Genomic DNA, 14,188 nt, shown 5'->3' with positions numbered 1-14,188 from the left:
GATGGGTCCCGGCCCGGTCGATGGCGACATGGAAAGGCACGAACATGGCTGAACGGTCATTTGTTAATGAGGTCAAGCTGCTGCGCTCAGGCGCCGGCACTCCGCTGCACGTCGAGGGGATCCTCGCGGTCACCAAGGCGCTGCTCGAATCCGGGGTCGCATACGTTGGCGGGTATCAGGGCGCACCCATCTCGCACCTGATGGACGTGCTCGGGGACGCACACGACATTCTCGAGGAACTCGACGTGTACTTCGAGAACTCCGCTTCGGAGGCGACCGCCGCCGCGATGCTCGCGGCCTCGGTGCACTACCCGCTGCGCGGTGCCGTTACGTTTAAGTCGACGGTGGGTCTCAACGTCGCCTCCGACGCGCTCGCGAACCTCGCGAGCGGCGGCGTGCAGGGCGGCGCTCTCGTCATTTTGGGCGAGGACTATGGCGAGGGGTCCAGCATCATGCAGGAGCGCTCGCACGCCTTCGCCATGAAATCTCAGATGTGGTTGCTCGATCCGCGCCCCAACATCGGCGCCATCGTCGACTCCGTCAAGCACGGGTTCGCGCTCTCGGAGGCGAGCAATACGCCCGTCATGCTCGATCTGCGCCTGCGGTCGTGCCACCTGCAGGGTTCGTTTGTCGCCGAAGACAATGTGCGCCCGCCGATGACAGTGACCGACGCCGTCGAGAATCCGCAGCGCGACCTCAGCCGCATAGTGCTGCCGCCCGCGAGTTTTCTGCACGAGCACGAGAAGATCAGCGCTCGCTGGCCCGCCGCCGTCGAGTACATTCGCGCCAACGGCTTGAACGAGTTCTTCCCGGGAGAGACCGACGACATTGGCATCATCGTGCAGGGTGGCCTGTACAACACGCTGAATCGCGGACTTGAGCTGCTCGGCTGCTCGGACGCCTTCGGAAACACGAAGGTGCCAATGTACGTGATGAACGTGACATACCCCGTCATCGAGACCGAGATTCTCGAGTTCTGCGCCGACAAGCGTGCGGTGCTGCTACTCGAGGAGGGCCAGCCCGACTACATCGAGCAGAACCTGCATTCGATTCTGCGCAAGGCCGGCGTCGATACGAAACTGCACGGCAAAGACCTTCTCCCGATGGGTGGCGAGTACACGACCCAGGTTGTCACGACGGGGCTGTCGCAGTTTCTCGCCAGCTACGCTCCACAGCTCATCGAGGCGCAACCGTCGCTGCTGCTGCCACCCGAGAACGAGGCCAGTCCGTTTGCGCCCCGCGTCGACGCGAAGCAGGTGCAGGCGCGCCCGCCAGGACTCTGCACCGGCTGCCCCGAACGCCCCATCTTCTCGGCGATGAAGCTGGCCGAGAAGGAGGTCGGGCAGGAGCACCACGTCAGTATGGACATTGGCTGCCACCTATTCGGCATCAACGAACCCTTCAATCTCGGCGGCACGACGATGGGGTACGGGCTCGGTTCCGCGGGTGCTGCCGCCCTGAATCCTCGCGACGCCGATCGCACCACCATTGGTGTGATGGGTGACGGCGGCTTCTGGCACAACGGTCTCACGAGCGGCGTCGGCAACGCGGTGTTCAACAAGAACGACCAGGTACTCGTCGTCGTCGACAACTCGTACGCGGCCGCGACCGGCGGCCAAGACGTGCTGTCGTCGTACGGTCAGGCCGAAACCTCGGGCCGGTCTTCGCGCAACCCCATCGAACGCGCGGTGCGCGGTGTCGGCGTGAAGTGGGCCAAGACCATGACGCACACCTACGACGTCGCGAAGTTGAAGCGTATCTTCGTCGAGGCATTCACCACTCAGACCGAGGGGCCGAAGGTCGTCATCGCTCAGAGCGAGTGTCAGCTCAACCTGCAGCGGCGAGAGAAGCCGAAACGGCAACAGGACATCAAAGCGGGGAAGCGCGTTGTGCGGCAGCGCTTCGGGGTCGATGCCGACACCTGCACGGGCGATCACGCGTGCATTCGCATTTCGGGGTGCCCCTCGCTCACCTTGAAAGAGAACCCCGATCCGATGCGCACCGACCCGGTCGCAACGGTGATCGACAGCTGCGTCGGCTGCGGCGTCTGCGGAGCAAACGCGCACGCAGCCTCGCTCTGTCCGTCGTTCTATCGCACCGACGTCGTCATTAACCCGACCTGGCGCGACCGCACGCTCGGCCGTATCCGCTCGGGTTGGATCTCCATGCTGTCGTCTCCGGTCGAGCGCCGCGCGAGCCAGTACGAGGTGGCCGCATGAGCACCTGGCACACCGGACGCAGGCCCATCACCATCGCAATTCTGGCGATGGGCGGCGAGGGCGGCGGCGTGCTCGCCGATTGGATCGTGTCACTCGGTGAGGATTCCGGGTACGTCACCCAGAGCACCTCAGTCGCCGGCGTCGCCCAGCGCACCGGCGCGACCGTGTACTACGTCGAGCTCTTTCCGCGAGACGACACCTCGACACCCGGCAGCCCCCGCAGCGAACCGATCCTCAGCCTCTTCCCGACACCGGGCCAGGTTGACGTGGTGATCGCCTCCGAGCTGATGGAGGCCGGGCGAGCGGTGCAGCGCGGCTTCAGCACACCCGACCGCACGACGCTCATCGCGTCAACGAACCGCGTGTACTCGATCACCGAGAAGATCGCGCTCGGCGATGGGCGCGTTGATGACGAGAGCCTCGTGAGCTCAGCCCGTGCCGGTTCGAAGCAGCTCATCGCCGCCGACTTCAACGCGCTCGCCGCGCAGGCGGGAAGCGTTATCTCGTCGTCACTGTTCGGCGCGCTGGCGGGGTCGAATGCGTTGCCGATCGGGCGCGAGCAGTTCGAGGCGGCGCTCATCCGGTCGGGCAAGGCCGTTGAACGCTCGTTGAAGGCGTTTGGCCTGGGGTTCGAGACAGCGCAGCGCGCGGCGGTTGAAGCGGCTGAGGCCGCCCAGGCGGCAGAGCTGGCCGCCGCTGACCCGCAGCCTTCCGGGCTCGGCCCCGTGCGCGTCACGATCGGCCGACGCAGGCCGCGCGATCCTGAAGAGGAAGCCGCCGAGGCAGAGGCCAAGCGGCACCGCGAACTCGCGACGTCGAACCCACGGAGCCTCGTCGGCCCGAAGATCGCAGACCGCATGGATCGCATCCCGCGGTTCCCGGAGGCGGCGCGCTCGATGGTGGTGCACGGCTGCGTGCGCACGGCGCTCTACCAGGGCCCCGACTACACAGACCTGTTTTTGGATCGTGCCGCGCGCGTCCTCCCGTTCGAGGAGGGGCATCCCGAGGCGGAGCTCTCGGTCGAGGTCGCCCGCCACGCGGCCCTCTGGATGACCTACCAGGACACCATCCACGTCGCGCTGCAGAAGTTGCGCACGCGTCGCATGGACGGCGTACGCGTTGAGGCGAAAGCAGACAGCGGTCAGCTCACCCAGGTGCGCGAGTTCTTGCACCCGCAGGTCGACGAGATCACCGACACGCTGCCGACCGCGCTCGGTCGCGCGCTCTCACGCTCGAAGCTGTTTGCCCGCGTCGTCGGTGCGGTTACGCGCGACGGCATGATCATCAACACGACGTCGGTCACCGGCTACAGCATGCTCTGGATCATGGCCGCGATGCGCCCCATGCGCCCCCGGTCGCTGCGGTACGGACGTGAACAGATCGCGATCGATGCGTGGCTGGATCTCATCATCGACGTCGCCGCTGAGGATTACGCGCTCGCGTGCGAGATCGCCACGTGCGCCCGCGTACTCAAGGGCTACGGTGAGACGCACTCGCACGGTTCGGAGAGCTTCGCGAAACTCATTGCCACCGTGCCGACACTGCGCGGCCGCGCAGATGCGGCTCCCACGCTCGCGCGCCTCACCAAGGCGGCCCTCGTGGACGAAGACGGAAAGGCTCTCGACAAGGCCCTGACCTCGCTGGCAGCCCAGCCCGCCTAGCGCGGAGCCGGGGCGCCGAGCCCCTCCCACCTCGCCGAGCCCTCCTGACCTCGCCGAGTCCCTATGCGAAATGCGCTCTATCGCAAGGGGTTCGGCGAAACGGGAGGGGCTCGGCGCAGGTAAGAGCCCACTCAGCTCAGCAGGTCCGACGGGCGGAGGCCGAAGCGTTCGGCGAAATAGCGCGAGAAGCGACCCGAGTGCGGAATGCCGACCTCGGCAGCAACCTGCGCCACGGTCACCTGCCCGCCCGCCGTACCGCCCGCCGTACCGCCCGCCGCGCGCAGCAGGGACCACGCACGATCAAGCCTGGCATCGCGCAGATACTCCTGCGCCGTGCGGCCGAGGTGGGCCTGAAACGCGAGCTGCAACTGCCGCGTGCCGATCCCGACGGTGTCCGCGAGGCCCACGAGGGAGTCGGGTTCTGCCAGGCGCCGCCGCAGCAGCCTCACCGCCTCGGTGAGATACGCGGGCGGCCCGCCAACAAGTGACTCCCCCGAGCCGTAACTCACGAAGGGCGCGAGCCCGATCGCCAACCGGTCGAGCAGCAGCGAAGCATCGTCACCCGGATCACGCGCAAACGCCGACCACACCCGGCGCAGCGCGGCGCCCGCGTTCACCGGGATCGGCCGGGCCTGCGCGAGGTCGACAGCGAACTCGCGCTCCGCACCGAATCCCTCTCGCAGCAGCGCCGTCACCTCGGAGACGTGGATGGCGCCGACCAGCGCACCCGCGAACGGGTCCGGCAGCATCGTCGTCTCGGCTACGCCCGACAGCACGAACGGCTGGTCAAGCAGCGTGACGCGACCGGCGGTTTCGACGCGCATCGGGCCGAGCGGGACGACCAGCACCACTTGATCGCGCGTCGGCGGCGCGAACACGCGCACCTGAGCGGCGTAGGCGACAAACACGAGCGAGAGCTCGCCGATCCTGAGTCCGTTGACGGTGCCGCGGGGTCGTCCGACCAGACCCGTGGCGTCGACAACCGCGTGATCGTAGCCCGTGAGCCCATCGACGGCGTCCCTCAGCCGCCCGGCGTCGGCAGCGTGAATCACCGGGTGATCGGAGAGGAACGATTCAGCCATGCCTACCCGCGCGGCTTGCGCACTCCCATGCGTTCGAGGATCGGCATGACGTCGTGCCCGAACTGGGTGACCTCGGCGGTGTAGTCGACGAAGGCGAGCGTCATGCCGTCGATTCCGGCGTCGCTGATTTCACGGATTTGCTCTGCGACGTCCTCTGGCGTGCCGATGATCGGGAGCGAGCCGTGCCCTGAAGCGAAGCGCGAGCGCATGGTCTGCAGCATCTCGGGGGTGAACGATTGCGCGTGCATGCCCTGCAGCGTCATGAGGTAGTCAACCGCGCCCCAGTCGGCGTTCTCATCGGCGTAGTACGCGAGGTAATCTTCTGCCTCGGCACGGCTCTCGCGGCACACGACGTGCCCGAGGGTGAGCACGCCAACATCGCGGCCGTAACGGCTTCGCGCGTCCTCCTTCATGCTCGCCGCGATGCCCGCGCCGGTCTGCGCGTCCGGAATGATCGTGAACGCGAAGTCGGAGTAGTGCGCGGCGAAGTCACGGCCCTGCGGCGAAGACCCGGCATTCAAGATGGGCACGCGACCACCGAGCGGCTTCGGCTCTGATTCGCTGTCGCGCAACTGATAGAATTTGCCGTCGTACTGAAACTTGCCCGGCTCGCTCCACGCGCGGTCGATAATGTCGAGCCACTCGGCCGCGAAGCCGTAGCGGTCATCGTGGGCTTCTGGCATCGGAGCACCGAGCGCCTCATACTCCGGGAGGTTCCAACCGGCGACAACGTTGAGCCCCGCCCGCCCGCCGCCACCGATCTGATCGAGCGTCGCCAATTGCTTCGCCACCACCATCGGATTGTTGAAGGCGGTGTGCACGGTTGAGAAGACGTTGATGCGCGACGTGCTCGCGAGTAGACCGGCTGCCCACACGATGGGGTCGAGCACTGATCCGTGAAAATTCGTTTCGCCCTGGTAGCCGATAAAGCGTGCGATCGGCAGCAGGAAGTCGATGCCTGCGGCCTCGGCGGCGCGGGCGAGCGCGAGATTGTCTTCCCAGCTCGCGCTCCAGCGCTCCGGGATCTTGGTGACGGCGAGCCCGCCGGAGCAGTTGGGTGAGAAGAGACCGAGTGTGAAATCTTCGCCGTTGAGGATGTCGCGTGTCATGATGCTCAATTCTGTGGTGGGTGAATGACAGAGGTCGGTCGGCCCACCATGAGATCATGATCGCCGATACTGATGCGCTCGTACAGTACGCAGTCGAAACGCGTCGTCAATTCCGGGAACACCGGATCGCCGTGCGCGTTCGAGACGAACTGCAGACCATCGAACTTGTCGCCACCGCGGCGCGCGAATTGGGCGACGAGCGGGTCGTCGAGGGGGCGTTCACGATGCGGCAGGACGTGCAGCGCGAACGACTCAGCGCGACGCCAGGCGTCGATCGCGGAGGAGCCGTGATCGACGGCCCAGCTGATCAGCGGCGGGTCAAGCGAGAGCGCCGTGAAGGAATTGCAGACGAGCCCGACCGGGGCCTCATCGGCCCCGACGCCGCTCGTCACCAGGCAGACACCGGTCTGCCACTGGCGCATAGCGGCTTTGAACTCCTCTCGGTGCACAATGTCCCCTTATCACGACGCTAATAACGTTTGTGTGACAAGAATGCTGCACCGGCTGGCAAAGCGCTATCCGAAATACGAAGTGTCGAGCTAGCCGGGCCGCGATGCTCCCTAGGCGCCGGCGAAGAAGGCCCCCGTGAGCTTCGCAAGACCGAACAGGTCGTCGATGTGCCCGAGCTCGCGCGCGGAGTGCATGGACAGCAGCGGAACACCCACGTCGACGGTGCGAATGCCGATGCGAGTGGCTGTGATCGGACCGATCGTTGATCCACAGGGCACCGTGTTGTTCGACACGAACTCCTGGGTCGCCACCTCGGCAGCCGCGCCCAGGCGGCTCCAGAGCGCAGCGCCGTGCGCATCGCTCGCGTAGCGCTGGTTCGCGTTGATCTTCAGCATCGGTCCCCGCCCGGCCAACGGGCGCACCCGCGGGTCGTGCTTTTCGGGGTAGTTCGGGTGCACCGAGTGCCCCGCGTCGGCCGACAAGCACCACGACGCGGCCAGTGCGCGAGCCGAATCTTCGCCCGTTGCGTCGAGCCCGGCGCGCAGCCGGTCGAGCACGTCGGCGAGGAAGGGGCCGGCAGCACCCGAGCGAGTATTCGACCCGAGCTCCTCGTGGTCGAACGCCGCGACCATCGAGATCGTGCCCGGGTCGGGCTCGGTTTCGAGCAACGCGACGAGGCCCGCGTACGTCGAGGTCAGATTATCGAGGCGCGGCGATGCAAACAGCTCGGCCTGAGCGCCGATGCGCTGCGGGGCCTGCGTGTCGTAGAGCCGCACGTCGACGCCGACGACGTCTTCGGCGGTGAGGGCGGCGCGAGCAGCGGATCGGGCGGCGGCGCGGCCGCGGCCCGATCCGCTGCGGGCTCCTCCGCCGAGCTCGCGCACGAGCAGCGACAGCACCGACAGGTCTTCACCGGCGATACCGATGATCGGCTGCGTGTGGCGCTGTCGATCGAGTGTCATTGCCTTGTTCGCATCGCGGTCGAGATGAATCGCGAGCTGCGGAATGCGGGCAACGGCGCCGGTGCGCACGAGGTGTTCGACGCCGTCGCGGGTGACGATGCGGCCCGCGAAGCCGAGATCGCGGTCGAGCCACGAGGTCAGCAGCGGCCCGCCGTAAATCTCGACGCCGACCTGCGCCCAGCCGTCCGATTCGAAGTCGGGGCGCGGCTTCACCACGAAACCGGGCGAGTCGGTATGGGCGCCGAGCACGCGCACCGGGCTCACCGCGTCAACATCCGCGCCAGCGCGCCACGCAATAACCGCGCCGTCGCGTCGCACGAATCCGCGACCGCCCGCGGTCAGCGGGCTCCACGCTGCGGTCTCGTCGTGCGCGGTAAACCCGGCAGCGGCAAGCGTCTCGGCCAGCGCGCCGGCAGCGTGGTACGAGCTCGGCGATGCCGAGACGAAATCGCCGAACGCACTGATGTACGTATCGCGATCCTGCAACAGCGAGCGGGCCACGGCGTTCACTCCCCCGTCGTCTGAGCGGGCGAGGCGACGAAGTTCGTCGCGTACTCGGCGAGCAGGCGCGCGCCGAAGCCGGTCGAACCGACGGAGCGCCACAGGTCATCGCTCTCCGCCTGCATCGTGCCGGCGATGTCGAGGTGACCCCACGGCGTATCGTCGACGAACTCGTTCAGGAAGAGTGCGGCGAGAATCACGCCGGCGTACTGGCCGCCAATGTTCGACAGGTCAGCAACGTTCGACTTGAGCTGCTCGCGGTACCGGTGGTCGAGCGGGAAGCGCCAGATGTTCTCGTCGGTCGCGTCGGCCGCGGCCTGCAGCTGGGCCGCTACCTCATCGTTGTTCGCGAGCATCGCGGCGGTGCGGGTTCCAAGGGCGGCCATAGCCGCCCCGGTCAGCGTGGCAATATCAACGATGGCGTCGGGGCGGCGCTCGTCGATCGTGCGATCTTCGGTTGCGAGCACGAGCCCGTCGGCGAGCACGAGTCGCCCCTCGGCGTCGGTGTTCTTCACCTCGACGGTCTTGCCGCCGCGAATGGTGAGCACGTCGCCGAGCTTGGTCGCGCTGCCCGACGGCATGTTGTCGGTGCACATCAGCCAGCCGGTAACCGCGGTCTTCGCGCCGAGGTCGCGGAGCGCGATCATGGAGGAGAACACCGAACCGGCGCCCATCATGTCGAACTTCATCGCGGCGTGCATGGCGTTCGAGGGCTTCAGGCTGATGCCGCCCGAGTCGTACATGATGCCCTTGCCGATCAGCGCGAGGTGACCCTCGGGGTCAGCGGGTCGGTACGAGACCTTAATCATGCGAGGCTCTTCAACACTGCCGGCGTTTACACCGAGCAGGCCGCCCGCGCCGAGCTCGATGAGCTGTGCGCGATCGAACACCTCGACGTCGAGACCGAAATCAGGCGCGAGCCGCTCGATCACCTCGGCGAACTTTTCAGCACTGAGGTGCCGCGGCGGCGTGTTCGCGAGGTCGCGGGCGACAGACGCCGAACGGGCCAGGATCTTGCCCCGCTCAACTCCGGCGGTGGCGGCCTCAACGTCGGCCTCGGGCACGAGAATCGTGAGCGCCTCGAGCGCGACGGTGTGCGGGTCACCCTTCAGCGCGTCAAACCGGTACCGAGCGAGCAGCGCGCCCTCGGTCACGGCGAGGGCGGCATCGGCCGCCGCGAGCTCGTCTGCCCCGGCCAACACATCGCTGAGATCGACGGCAAGCTCGCTCGCCTCGCGGGCAGCGCGGGTGAACGCAGCGACCGCGTCGCGCAGGTGGGCGGCGGTCTTGATGCCGTCACCGGTGCCCACGAGCACGCGCAGCTGAGCGCCCGGAAGCACCAGCGTCTGGTTCTTGCTCCCGGTGAAACCGGCGGCGGCCAGCGCGTCTCGACTGAGGTCGCCGAGACCGGCGGGCAGGTCGCCATCGCCGCGCACGAATCGCGCGGCGGCCGCGGCATCGTCGGCAGCACCGCCGGCGATAACGCGCACTGAAGCCTCAGCGGCGAGGGAGGGGACGGGATCGAATGCAGGGTCAATCACAACGCTCATGGGGTCAACACTATCCCTCACCGCCGACATTCATTTGGTCAGTCCGCTGCCAGCGCGGCCATGGGTGAAATTCGGATCGCGCGGCGCGCCGGCGCGGCCGCGGCCGTCACCGCGAGCACCCCGCCGAAGCCCGCGACCCCGAGCAGAATCGGCCACGGGATCGACGGCGGAGTGAGCCCGACCTGCGATCCCAAGAGCGTCTGAGCCGCCACCCAGCCGTAGAAAATACCGAGCACGAGACCGAGACCGAGCGCGGCGAGGGTCATCTGCGCGCTCTCCGCAATGACCATGCGCCGCACCTGGGCACCGGTGAAGCCGAGCGCCCGCAGTAGCCCGAGCTCGCGCGTGCGCTGCAGCACGCTCAGTGAGAGCGTGTTGACGAGGCCGACGGCTGCGATGACCGCCGAGAATCCCACGAGACCCGTGAAGATACCCGTCGTGATCTGGAGCGTGTCGTCGAGCGCAGCGCCCATTTTCGGGTCCAGTTCAAACGCGATCAGCGACATCGAGCGGTAACTGTCAAGTGCGACCGCGAACAGTGTGACGAGCGTCACACCGATCACGAGCCCGATGGTCGACCGTGCGCTCCGCTCTGGGTAGCGTACGGCGTTCGCTGCGGCGAGCGCGGCGGTCGGCCCGCGGCCGAGCAACCGACCCGTGAGCCGCAGTACCGGCGGCATAATGAGGTGCGCACCTAGAGAGATGCCAGTGAACGACACGAGTCCGCCGATGAACGCGACGAAGAGGCCGAGCGGCGTCACAAACCCGAGCAGCAGGCCCAGCACCAGCAGTCCGGCGCCCAGCACCATGAGAATGAGTGCCCAGACGGATCGCCCAGTGCGCCCGTGGGCCGCGTCTGAACGCAGCTCAACGGCTGCTCCCGTTGCCGCGATCGGAGAGACGCCAGCAACGCGACGCGAACCGGCCCACGCTGCCGCCCAGGTCGTGAGCGCCACCACCACGACCGCGACGAGCGCGAGCGGATCGAAGATCGGGTACACCCGATCCGCCGGGAGCCACCCCCACTGCGGCCCGAAGGTCGTCACCACAGCCGCGAAGGCCTCGGCGATGACGAAGCCGAGCACCGCCCCGAATACGCCCATCACGAGCCCCTCGAGCGCGACGCGGGTGCGCACGTAGCGCGACGTTGCGCCGACGAGCCGGAACAGCGCGATCGTGCGCGTGCGCCCCGCGATCACCGTAGCGAAGGTGTTCGCGGTGACAATTGCGCCGACGTACAGTGCAATCAAGATGAAGATGACGCTCACCATGAGCAGCATGATGCGGAACGTGCCCGACTCTTCGATGAGCTGCGGGTCGATTGCTGCCGAAAGAATCCCCGTGCCGAGAATCAGCGTTACTGCGAACAGCGTTGCAAGCGCTGACACGACGATGGTCGCGGTGTGCTCTCGCACTTGGCTCACGGAACCGGCGCCGCCGCGTTGCGCACGTTTCGAGCGCGTCATGCGAGGGCTCCCGGTGCACCCGGTGCCGGAGCGGGGCCGTCGTTGACCGGCGAGGTCGCGTGTTCGAGACCCAGCATGGTCTCCGAGATTTGTTCCGGGGTCATCGCGCCGCGGTCCGCGACGATGCGGCCGTCAGCGAGAAAGAGAATGCGGTCGGCGTGACTCGCAGCGATCGGGTCGTGCGTGACCATCGCGATGCTCTGGCCCGAGCGATCGACGGCCGACCGCAGCAGGCCCAGCACCTCGCGCCCGGTGCGCGAGTCGAGCGCGCCGGTGGGTTCATCAGCGAAGATCACGTCGGGGTTCGTCGCGAGCGCGCGGGCGATCGCAACCCGCTGCTGCTGGCCTCCCGAGAGTTCGTGGGGGCGGTGGCGGGCTCGCTCCAGCAAGCCGAGCGCGTCGAGGAGTGCATCGATGCGGGCGAGCTCGGCTGCGCCGGGCTGCACCCCGTCGAGCTGGAACGGCAGCATGATGTTGCCGCGCACGTCGAGCGTGGGTACAAGGTTGAACGACTGAAACACGAAGCCGATCCTGCGCCTGCGCAGTTGTGTGAGTGCGGCGTCTCCGAGCCCCGTAATCTCGTCGTCGCCGAGCCAGACACGGCCGGTGGACGCCGTGTCGAGGCCGGCCATCACGTGCATCAGCGTGGATTTGCCTGAACCGGATGGCCCCATGATCGCCGTGAACTGACCCTGGCGAATTCCGATCGAGACGTCGTCGAGCGCACGCACGCGCTGCTCGCCGTCGCCGTAGTGTTTGCCGAGGTTCGCGACGAGCGCGACCATTCCCATGTCACTCGGATAGATCTGCATGCTTCGAAGCTACGAGCCTCAGCGGCTGGGCGGATCATGCCGAAGTATGAGTCTCGTGAGACCAGGGTGCCGCGATCCCGAACTACATGCGCGGGAATATAAACGCCCCGGCGTCGTTGCATCTGACATGAGAGCATTCGGATTCCTGTCATTTGGGCACTACGGCCCGGTTCCCGGCTCGCGCGTGCGCACCGCCGGCGACATGCTGCGCCAGACGGTCGAACTCGCCGAGGGCGCCGACGAGGTCGGTGTGAACGGCGCGTACGTGCGCGTGCACCACTTCGCGCGCCAGGCGGCTTCGCCGATCCCCCTACTCACCGCGATGGCCGCGCGCACGAAGCGCCTCGAGGTCGGCACCGGGGTCATCGACATGCGCTACGAAAACCCGCTGTATTTGGCTGAGGAACTCGCGGCACTCGACTTACTCGCGGACCAGCGCATCGCGATCGGTATCAGCCGGGGATCACCCGAGACCGCCCTGCGCGGGTACGAGGCATTCGGGTACGGCGGATCGGGCGACCCCCGCGGCGCCGACCTCGCGCGCGACAAGTTCGACACGTTCTTGCGCGCGATCGACGGTGAGCCGGTGGTCGACAGCGATCCGCAGATGGCTCCCCCCGGCAGGCTCGCTATCGAGCCGCGCTCGCCGGGGCTTCGGGACCGCATTTGGTGGGGCGCCGGATCGCGCGAGTCCGCCGAGCAGGTCGGCCGCCAGGGCGTGAACCTCATGAGCTCCACACTGCTCACCGAGGCCACCGGCCAACCCTTCCACGTCTTGCAGCGCGAACAGATCGACCGCTACCGCGAGGCGTACCGGGAGGCCGGCCACACGGGCGCACCGCGCGTCTCGGTGAGCCGCAGCGTCTTCCCGATCGTGACCGCCGAAGACGAGGCCTACTTTGGCCTCCGCTCTCGCGAGAACATGGACCAGGTCGGCGTCATCGACGGCTTCCGCTCCACCTTCGGGAAGACTTACGCGGACGAACCCGACCGGTTGATCGAGCAGCTCAAGGCCGACGAGGCCGTGATGTCAGCGGACACGCTCATGCTAACCATTCCGAACCAGCTCGGCCCCGAATACAACCTGCACGTGCTGCAGGCCTTCGCCGAACACGTCGCGCCGGCGCTCGGATGGAAGCCAAACACGGAGGGGCCCGTCGAGGGATACGCCGTCTGAGCGCGGCTCCACGTCACATGCACGCAGATTAGGCCAGCGCTGGTGTGAGGGCCTTCGCCTGTGAACCAGGTGAAGGCTCTCGGAGCTCGCCGAGAACCTCAACCAGCGGCATGTGCTTGGCCGAGAGCTTCATCTTGCCGTGGAGCGCGGCGAAGATCGCGAGGGCTATGAAACCTGTCAGTAGCTTGTCGAGCATTGACGTTGAGATGTTCGAGGTAAAGGTAGCCACCATGAACGGCGCACCAGCTTCTTGGAGAGCGTCAGCGATGCGACCAACTGTGCCGTAGGCACCTCCTCGAAGAACTACGAGAATCGGGGTGGCGACGAGGCTGCACGTTGTGGCGACGAGGAGATTGAGGAAGAAGAAAGTCAGGATGCTCCGACCGAGATTGAAACGATGGACGCCATAGCCCCAAACGAGCGCTCCAGCAATGTTGACCAGAGTGAAGGCAAGGATGCCGTCCTCGAAGATCGGCCCCGTCAGGCCAGTGCCAATGGCGACGGCGACTCCATACCAGGGGCCGAAGGCGATAGCAGCTACCGCCGTTCCGACCATGTCCAGGTAGATGGGGAGGTCGAGCGATGCGGCGAGCGACCAGTGACAAGCATGGTTCAGCACAACAAGGCAGAACAGAAGAAGTGTGAGCTTCAGCGCAGAAGGCCGAAGCGGTGCGATAGCCTCTATGATCACTGAGGCTGGGGTTGGAGTTGGAGCGGAGGCGACCGACCGACTCTTTTGCGCATTGCTGCACCGCTCAACCCACCGGGCGGCTGATTCCTCGGTCTCCCCGAGAGCAAGCACGATGTCACGGAGGAGCGAAGCATCCATCCGGTTCCGCCCGGTCTTGAATGCGTAGTAGACGGTGGAGCGCGCAGGGATGGCAGCAGCCTGGGATACACCTCGGTTCAGCCGAAGATCGGTGATGCGTCGAACGAGCTCGGCGTAGGATACGGGGCCCGCTTCTTCGCGAAGAGTGCGCAGGTCATGGACTATCCGATCGAGAGATTCAAGATGCTCTTGGGGAGTCGACCCTGAGCTGCCCATTGCCCTCCCCCTCGCTCGTATAGCCCCTGCGGCATACACCTGCATGTAGTTGGATCCACGATACATGCGAGCTGTTCGAAGTTGTACAAAAACCCCGTAACGACGGGGTTCAGCGGCCATTCCCCCATAGCGTGACATCAGAGGCGATCGCCTT

The 14,188-nt window shown here is 66.7% G+C and carries 11 protein-coding genes; 3 read left to right on the top strand and 8 right to left on the bottom strand.

What is annotated here, in order from left to right; all coding sequences use genetic code 11:
• Nucleotides 1-44 precede the first annotated feature (44 nt).
• Nucleotides 45-2,219 (top strand): thiamine pyrophosphate-dependent enzyme, encoded by a 2,175-nt coding sequence (locus ACFWHR_RS04660; RefSeq protein WP_382447103.1) that lies wholly within the window; start codon nucleotides 45-47, stop codon nucleotides 2,217-2,219.
• Complete coding sequence (locus ACFWHR_RS04655) at nucleotides 2,216-3,880, top strand: indolepyruvate oxidoreductase subunit beta family protein (RefSeq protein WP_382447102.1); 1,665 nt, start codon at nucleotides 2,216-2,218, stop codon at nucleotides 3,878-3,880. The genes ACFWHR_RS04660 and ACFWHR_RS04655 overlap by 4 nt, the downstream gene beginning before the upstream one ends.
• A 131-nt stretch (nucleotides 3,881-4,011) precedes the next feature.
• Here the strand turns inward: ACFWHR_RS04655 and ACFWHR_RS04650 are convergent, their stop codons facing one another.
• The 7 genes from ACFWHR_RS04650 to ACFWHR_RS04620 form a co-directional block, all read right to left on the bottom strand.
• Nucleotides 4,012-4,962 carry an AraC family transcriptional regulator gene (locus ACFWHR_RS04650; RefSeq protein ID WP_382447101.1) on the bottom strand — a complete coding sequence of 317 codons (951 nt, stop codon included), beginning with the start codon at nucleotides 4,960-4,962 and terminating at the stop codon, nucleotides 4,012-4,014.
• A 2-nt stretch (nucleotides 4,963-4,964) separates the two neighbouring features.
• The gene (locus ACFWHR_RS04645) at nucleotides 4,965-6,071 is read right to left on the bottom strand and encodes an LLM class flavin-dependent oxidoreductase (protein ID WP_382447100.1); all 1,107 of its coding nucleotides are present in this window, start codon (nucleotides 6,069-6,071) and stop codon (nucleotides 4,965-4,967) included.
• A 5-nt stretch (nucleotides 6,072-6,076) separates the two neighbouring features.
• Complete coding sequence (locus ACFWHR_RS04640; protein WP_382447099.1) at nucleotides 6,077-6,493, bottom strand: flavin reductase family protein; 417 nt, start codon at nucleotides 6,491-6,493, stop codon at nucleotides 6,077-6,079.
• Between the two features lie 138 nt (nucleotides 6,494-6,631).
• On the bottom strand, nucleotides 6,632-7,984 hold the full coding sequence (locus ACFWHR_RS04635) for a M18 family aminopeptidase (RefSeq protein ID WP_382447098.1): 1,353 nt from the start codon (nucleotides 7,982-7,984) through the stop codon (nucleotides 6,632-6,634).
• Between the two features lie 5 nt (nucleotides 7,985-7,989).
• Nucleotides 7,990-9,534, bottom strand: a complete 1,545-nt coding sequence (locus ACFWHR_RS04630; RefSeq protein WP_382447097.1) for a leucyl aminopeptidase family protein — start codon at nucleotides 9,532-9,534, stop codon at nucleotides 7,990-7,992.
• A gap of 38 nt (nucleotides 9,535-9,572) precedes the next feature.
• Nucleotides 9,573-11,000: an FtsX-like permease family protein gene (locus ACFWHR_RS04625; protein ID WP_382447096.1), complete on the bottom strand. Its 1,428-nt coding sequence runs from the start codon at nucleotides 10,998-11,000 to the stop codon at nucleotides 9,573-9,575.
• Nucleotides 10,997-11,812, bottom strand: a complete 816-nt coding sequence (locus ACFWHR_RS04620; protein ID WP_382447095.1) for an ABC transporter ATP-binding protein — start codon at nucleotides 11,810-11,812, stop codon at nucleotides 10,997-10,999. Before ACFWHR_RS04620 ends, ACFWHR_RS04625 begins: the two co-directional genes overlap by 4 nt.
• A gap of 127 nt (nucleotides 11,813-11,939) precedes the next feature.
• Between ACFWHR_RS04620 and ACFWHR_RS04615 the strand changes: the two genes are divergently transcribed.
• Nucleotides 11,940-12,989: an LLM class flavin-dependent oxidoreductase gene (locus ACFWHR_RS04615; RefSeq protein WP_382447094.1), complete on the top strand. Its 1,050-nt coding sequence runs from the start codon at nucleotides 11,940-11,942 to the stop codon at nucleotides 12,987-12,989.
• Between the two features lie 28 nt (nucleotides 12,990-13,017).
• On the opposite strand, the gene ACFWHR_RS04610 is transcribed toward ACFWHR_RS04615, so the two are convergent.
• On the bottom strand, nucleotides 13,018-14,079 hold the full coding sequence (locus ACFWHR_RS04610) for a hypothetical protein (protein WP_382447093.1): 1,062 nt from the start codon (nucleotides 14,077-14,079) through the stop codon (nucleotides 13,018-13,020).
• Nucleotides 14,080-14,188 lie beyond the last annotated feature (109 nt).

This window comes from Leucobacter sp. NPDC058333 (assembly GCF_042726155.1).
Taxonomy (GTDB): domain Bacteria; phylum Actinomycetota; class Actinomycetes; order Actinomycetales; family Microbacteriaceae; genus Leucobacter.
Note: the sequence above shows the minus strand (reverse complement) of the source record. Positions and strands in the feature narration are given on the sequence as shown.

What these genes read in the sequence shown, in the direction of transcription:
- ACFWHR_RS04660 (WP_382447103.1), top strand. Translation starts at nt 45, where the DNA reads ATGGCTGAACGGTCATTTGTTAATGAGGTCAAGCTGCTGCGCTCAGGC.
- ACFWHR_RS04655 (WP_382447102.1), top strand. Translation starts at nt 2,216, where the DNA reads ATGAGCACCTGGCACACCGGACGCAGGCCCATCACCATCGCAATTCTG.
- ACFWHR_RS04650 (WP_382447101.1), bottom strand. Translation starts at nt 4,962, where the DNA reads ATGGCTGAATCGTTCCTCTCCGATCACCCGGTGATTCACGCTGCCGAC.
- ACFWHR_RS04645 (WP_382447100.1), bottom strand. Translation starts at nt 6,071, where the DNA reads ATGACACGCGACATCCTCAACGGCGAAGATTTCACACTCGGTCTCTTC.
- ACFWHR_RS04640 (WP_382447099.1), bottom strand. Translation starts at nt 6,493, where the DNA reads ATGCGCCAGTGGCAGACCGGTGTCTGCCTGGTGACGAGCGGCGTCGGG.
- ACFWHR_RS04630 (WP_382447097.1), bottom strand. Translation starts at nt 9,534, where the DNA reads ATGAGCGTTGTGATTGACCCTGCATTCGATCCCGTCCCCTCCCTCGCC.
- ACFWHR_RS04625 (WP_382447096.1), bottom strand. Translation starts at nt 11,000, where the DNA reads ATGACGCGCTCGAAACGTGCGCAACGCGGCGGCGCCGGTTCCGTGAGC.
- ACFWHR_RS04620 (WP_382447095.1), bottom strand. Translation starts at nt 11,812, where the DNA reads ATGCAGATCTATCCGAGTGACATGGGAATGGTCGCGCTCGTCGCGAAC.
- ACFWHR_RS04615 (WP_382447094.1), top strand. Translation starts at nt 11,940, where the DNA reads ATGAGAGCATTCGGATTCCTGTCATTTGGGCACTACGGCCCGGTTCCC.
- ACFWHR_RS04610 (WP_382447093.1), bottom strand. Translation starts at nt 14,079, where the DNA reads ATGCAGGTGTATGCCGCAGGGGCTATACGAGCGAGGGGGAGGGCAATG.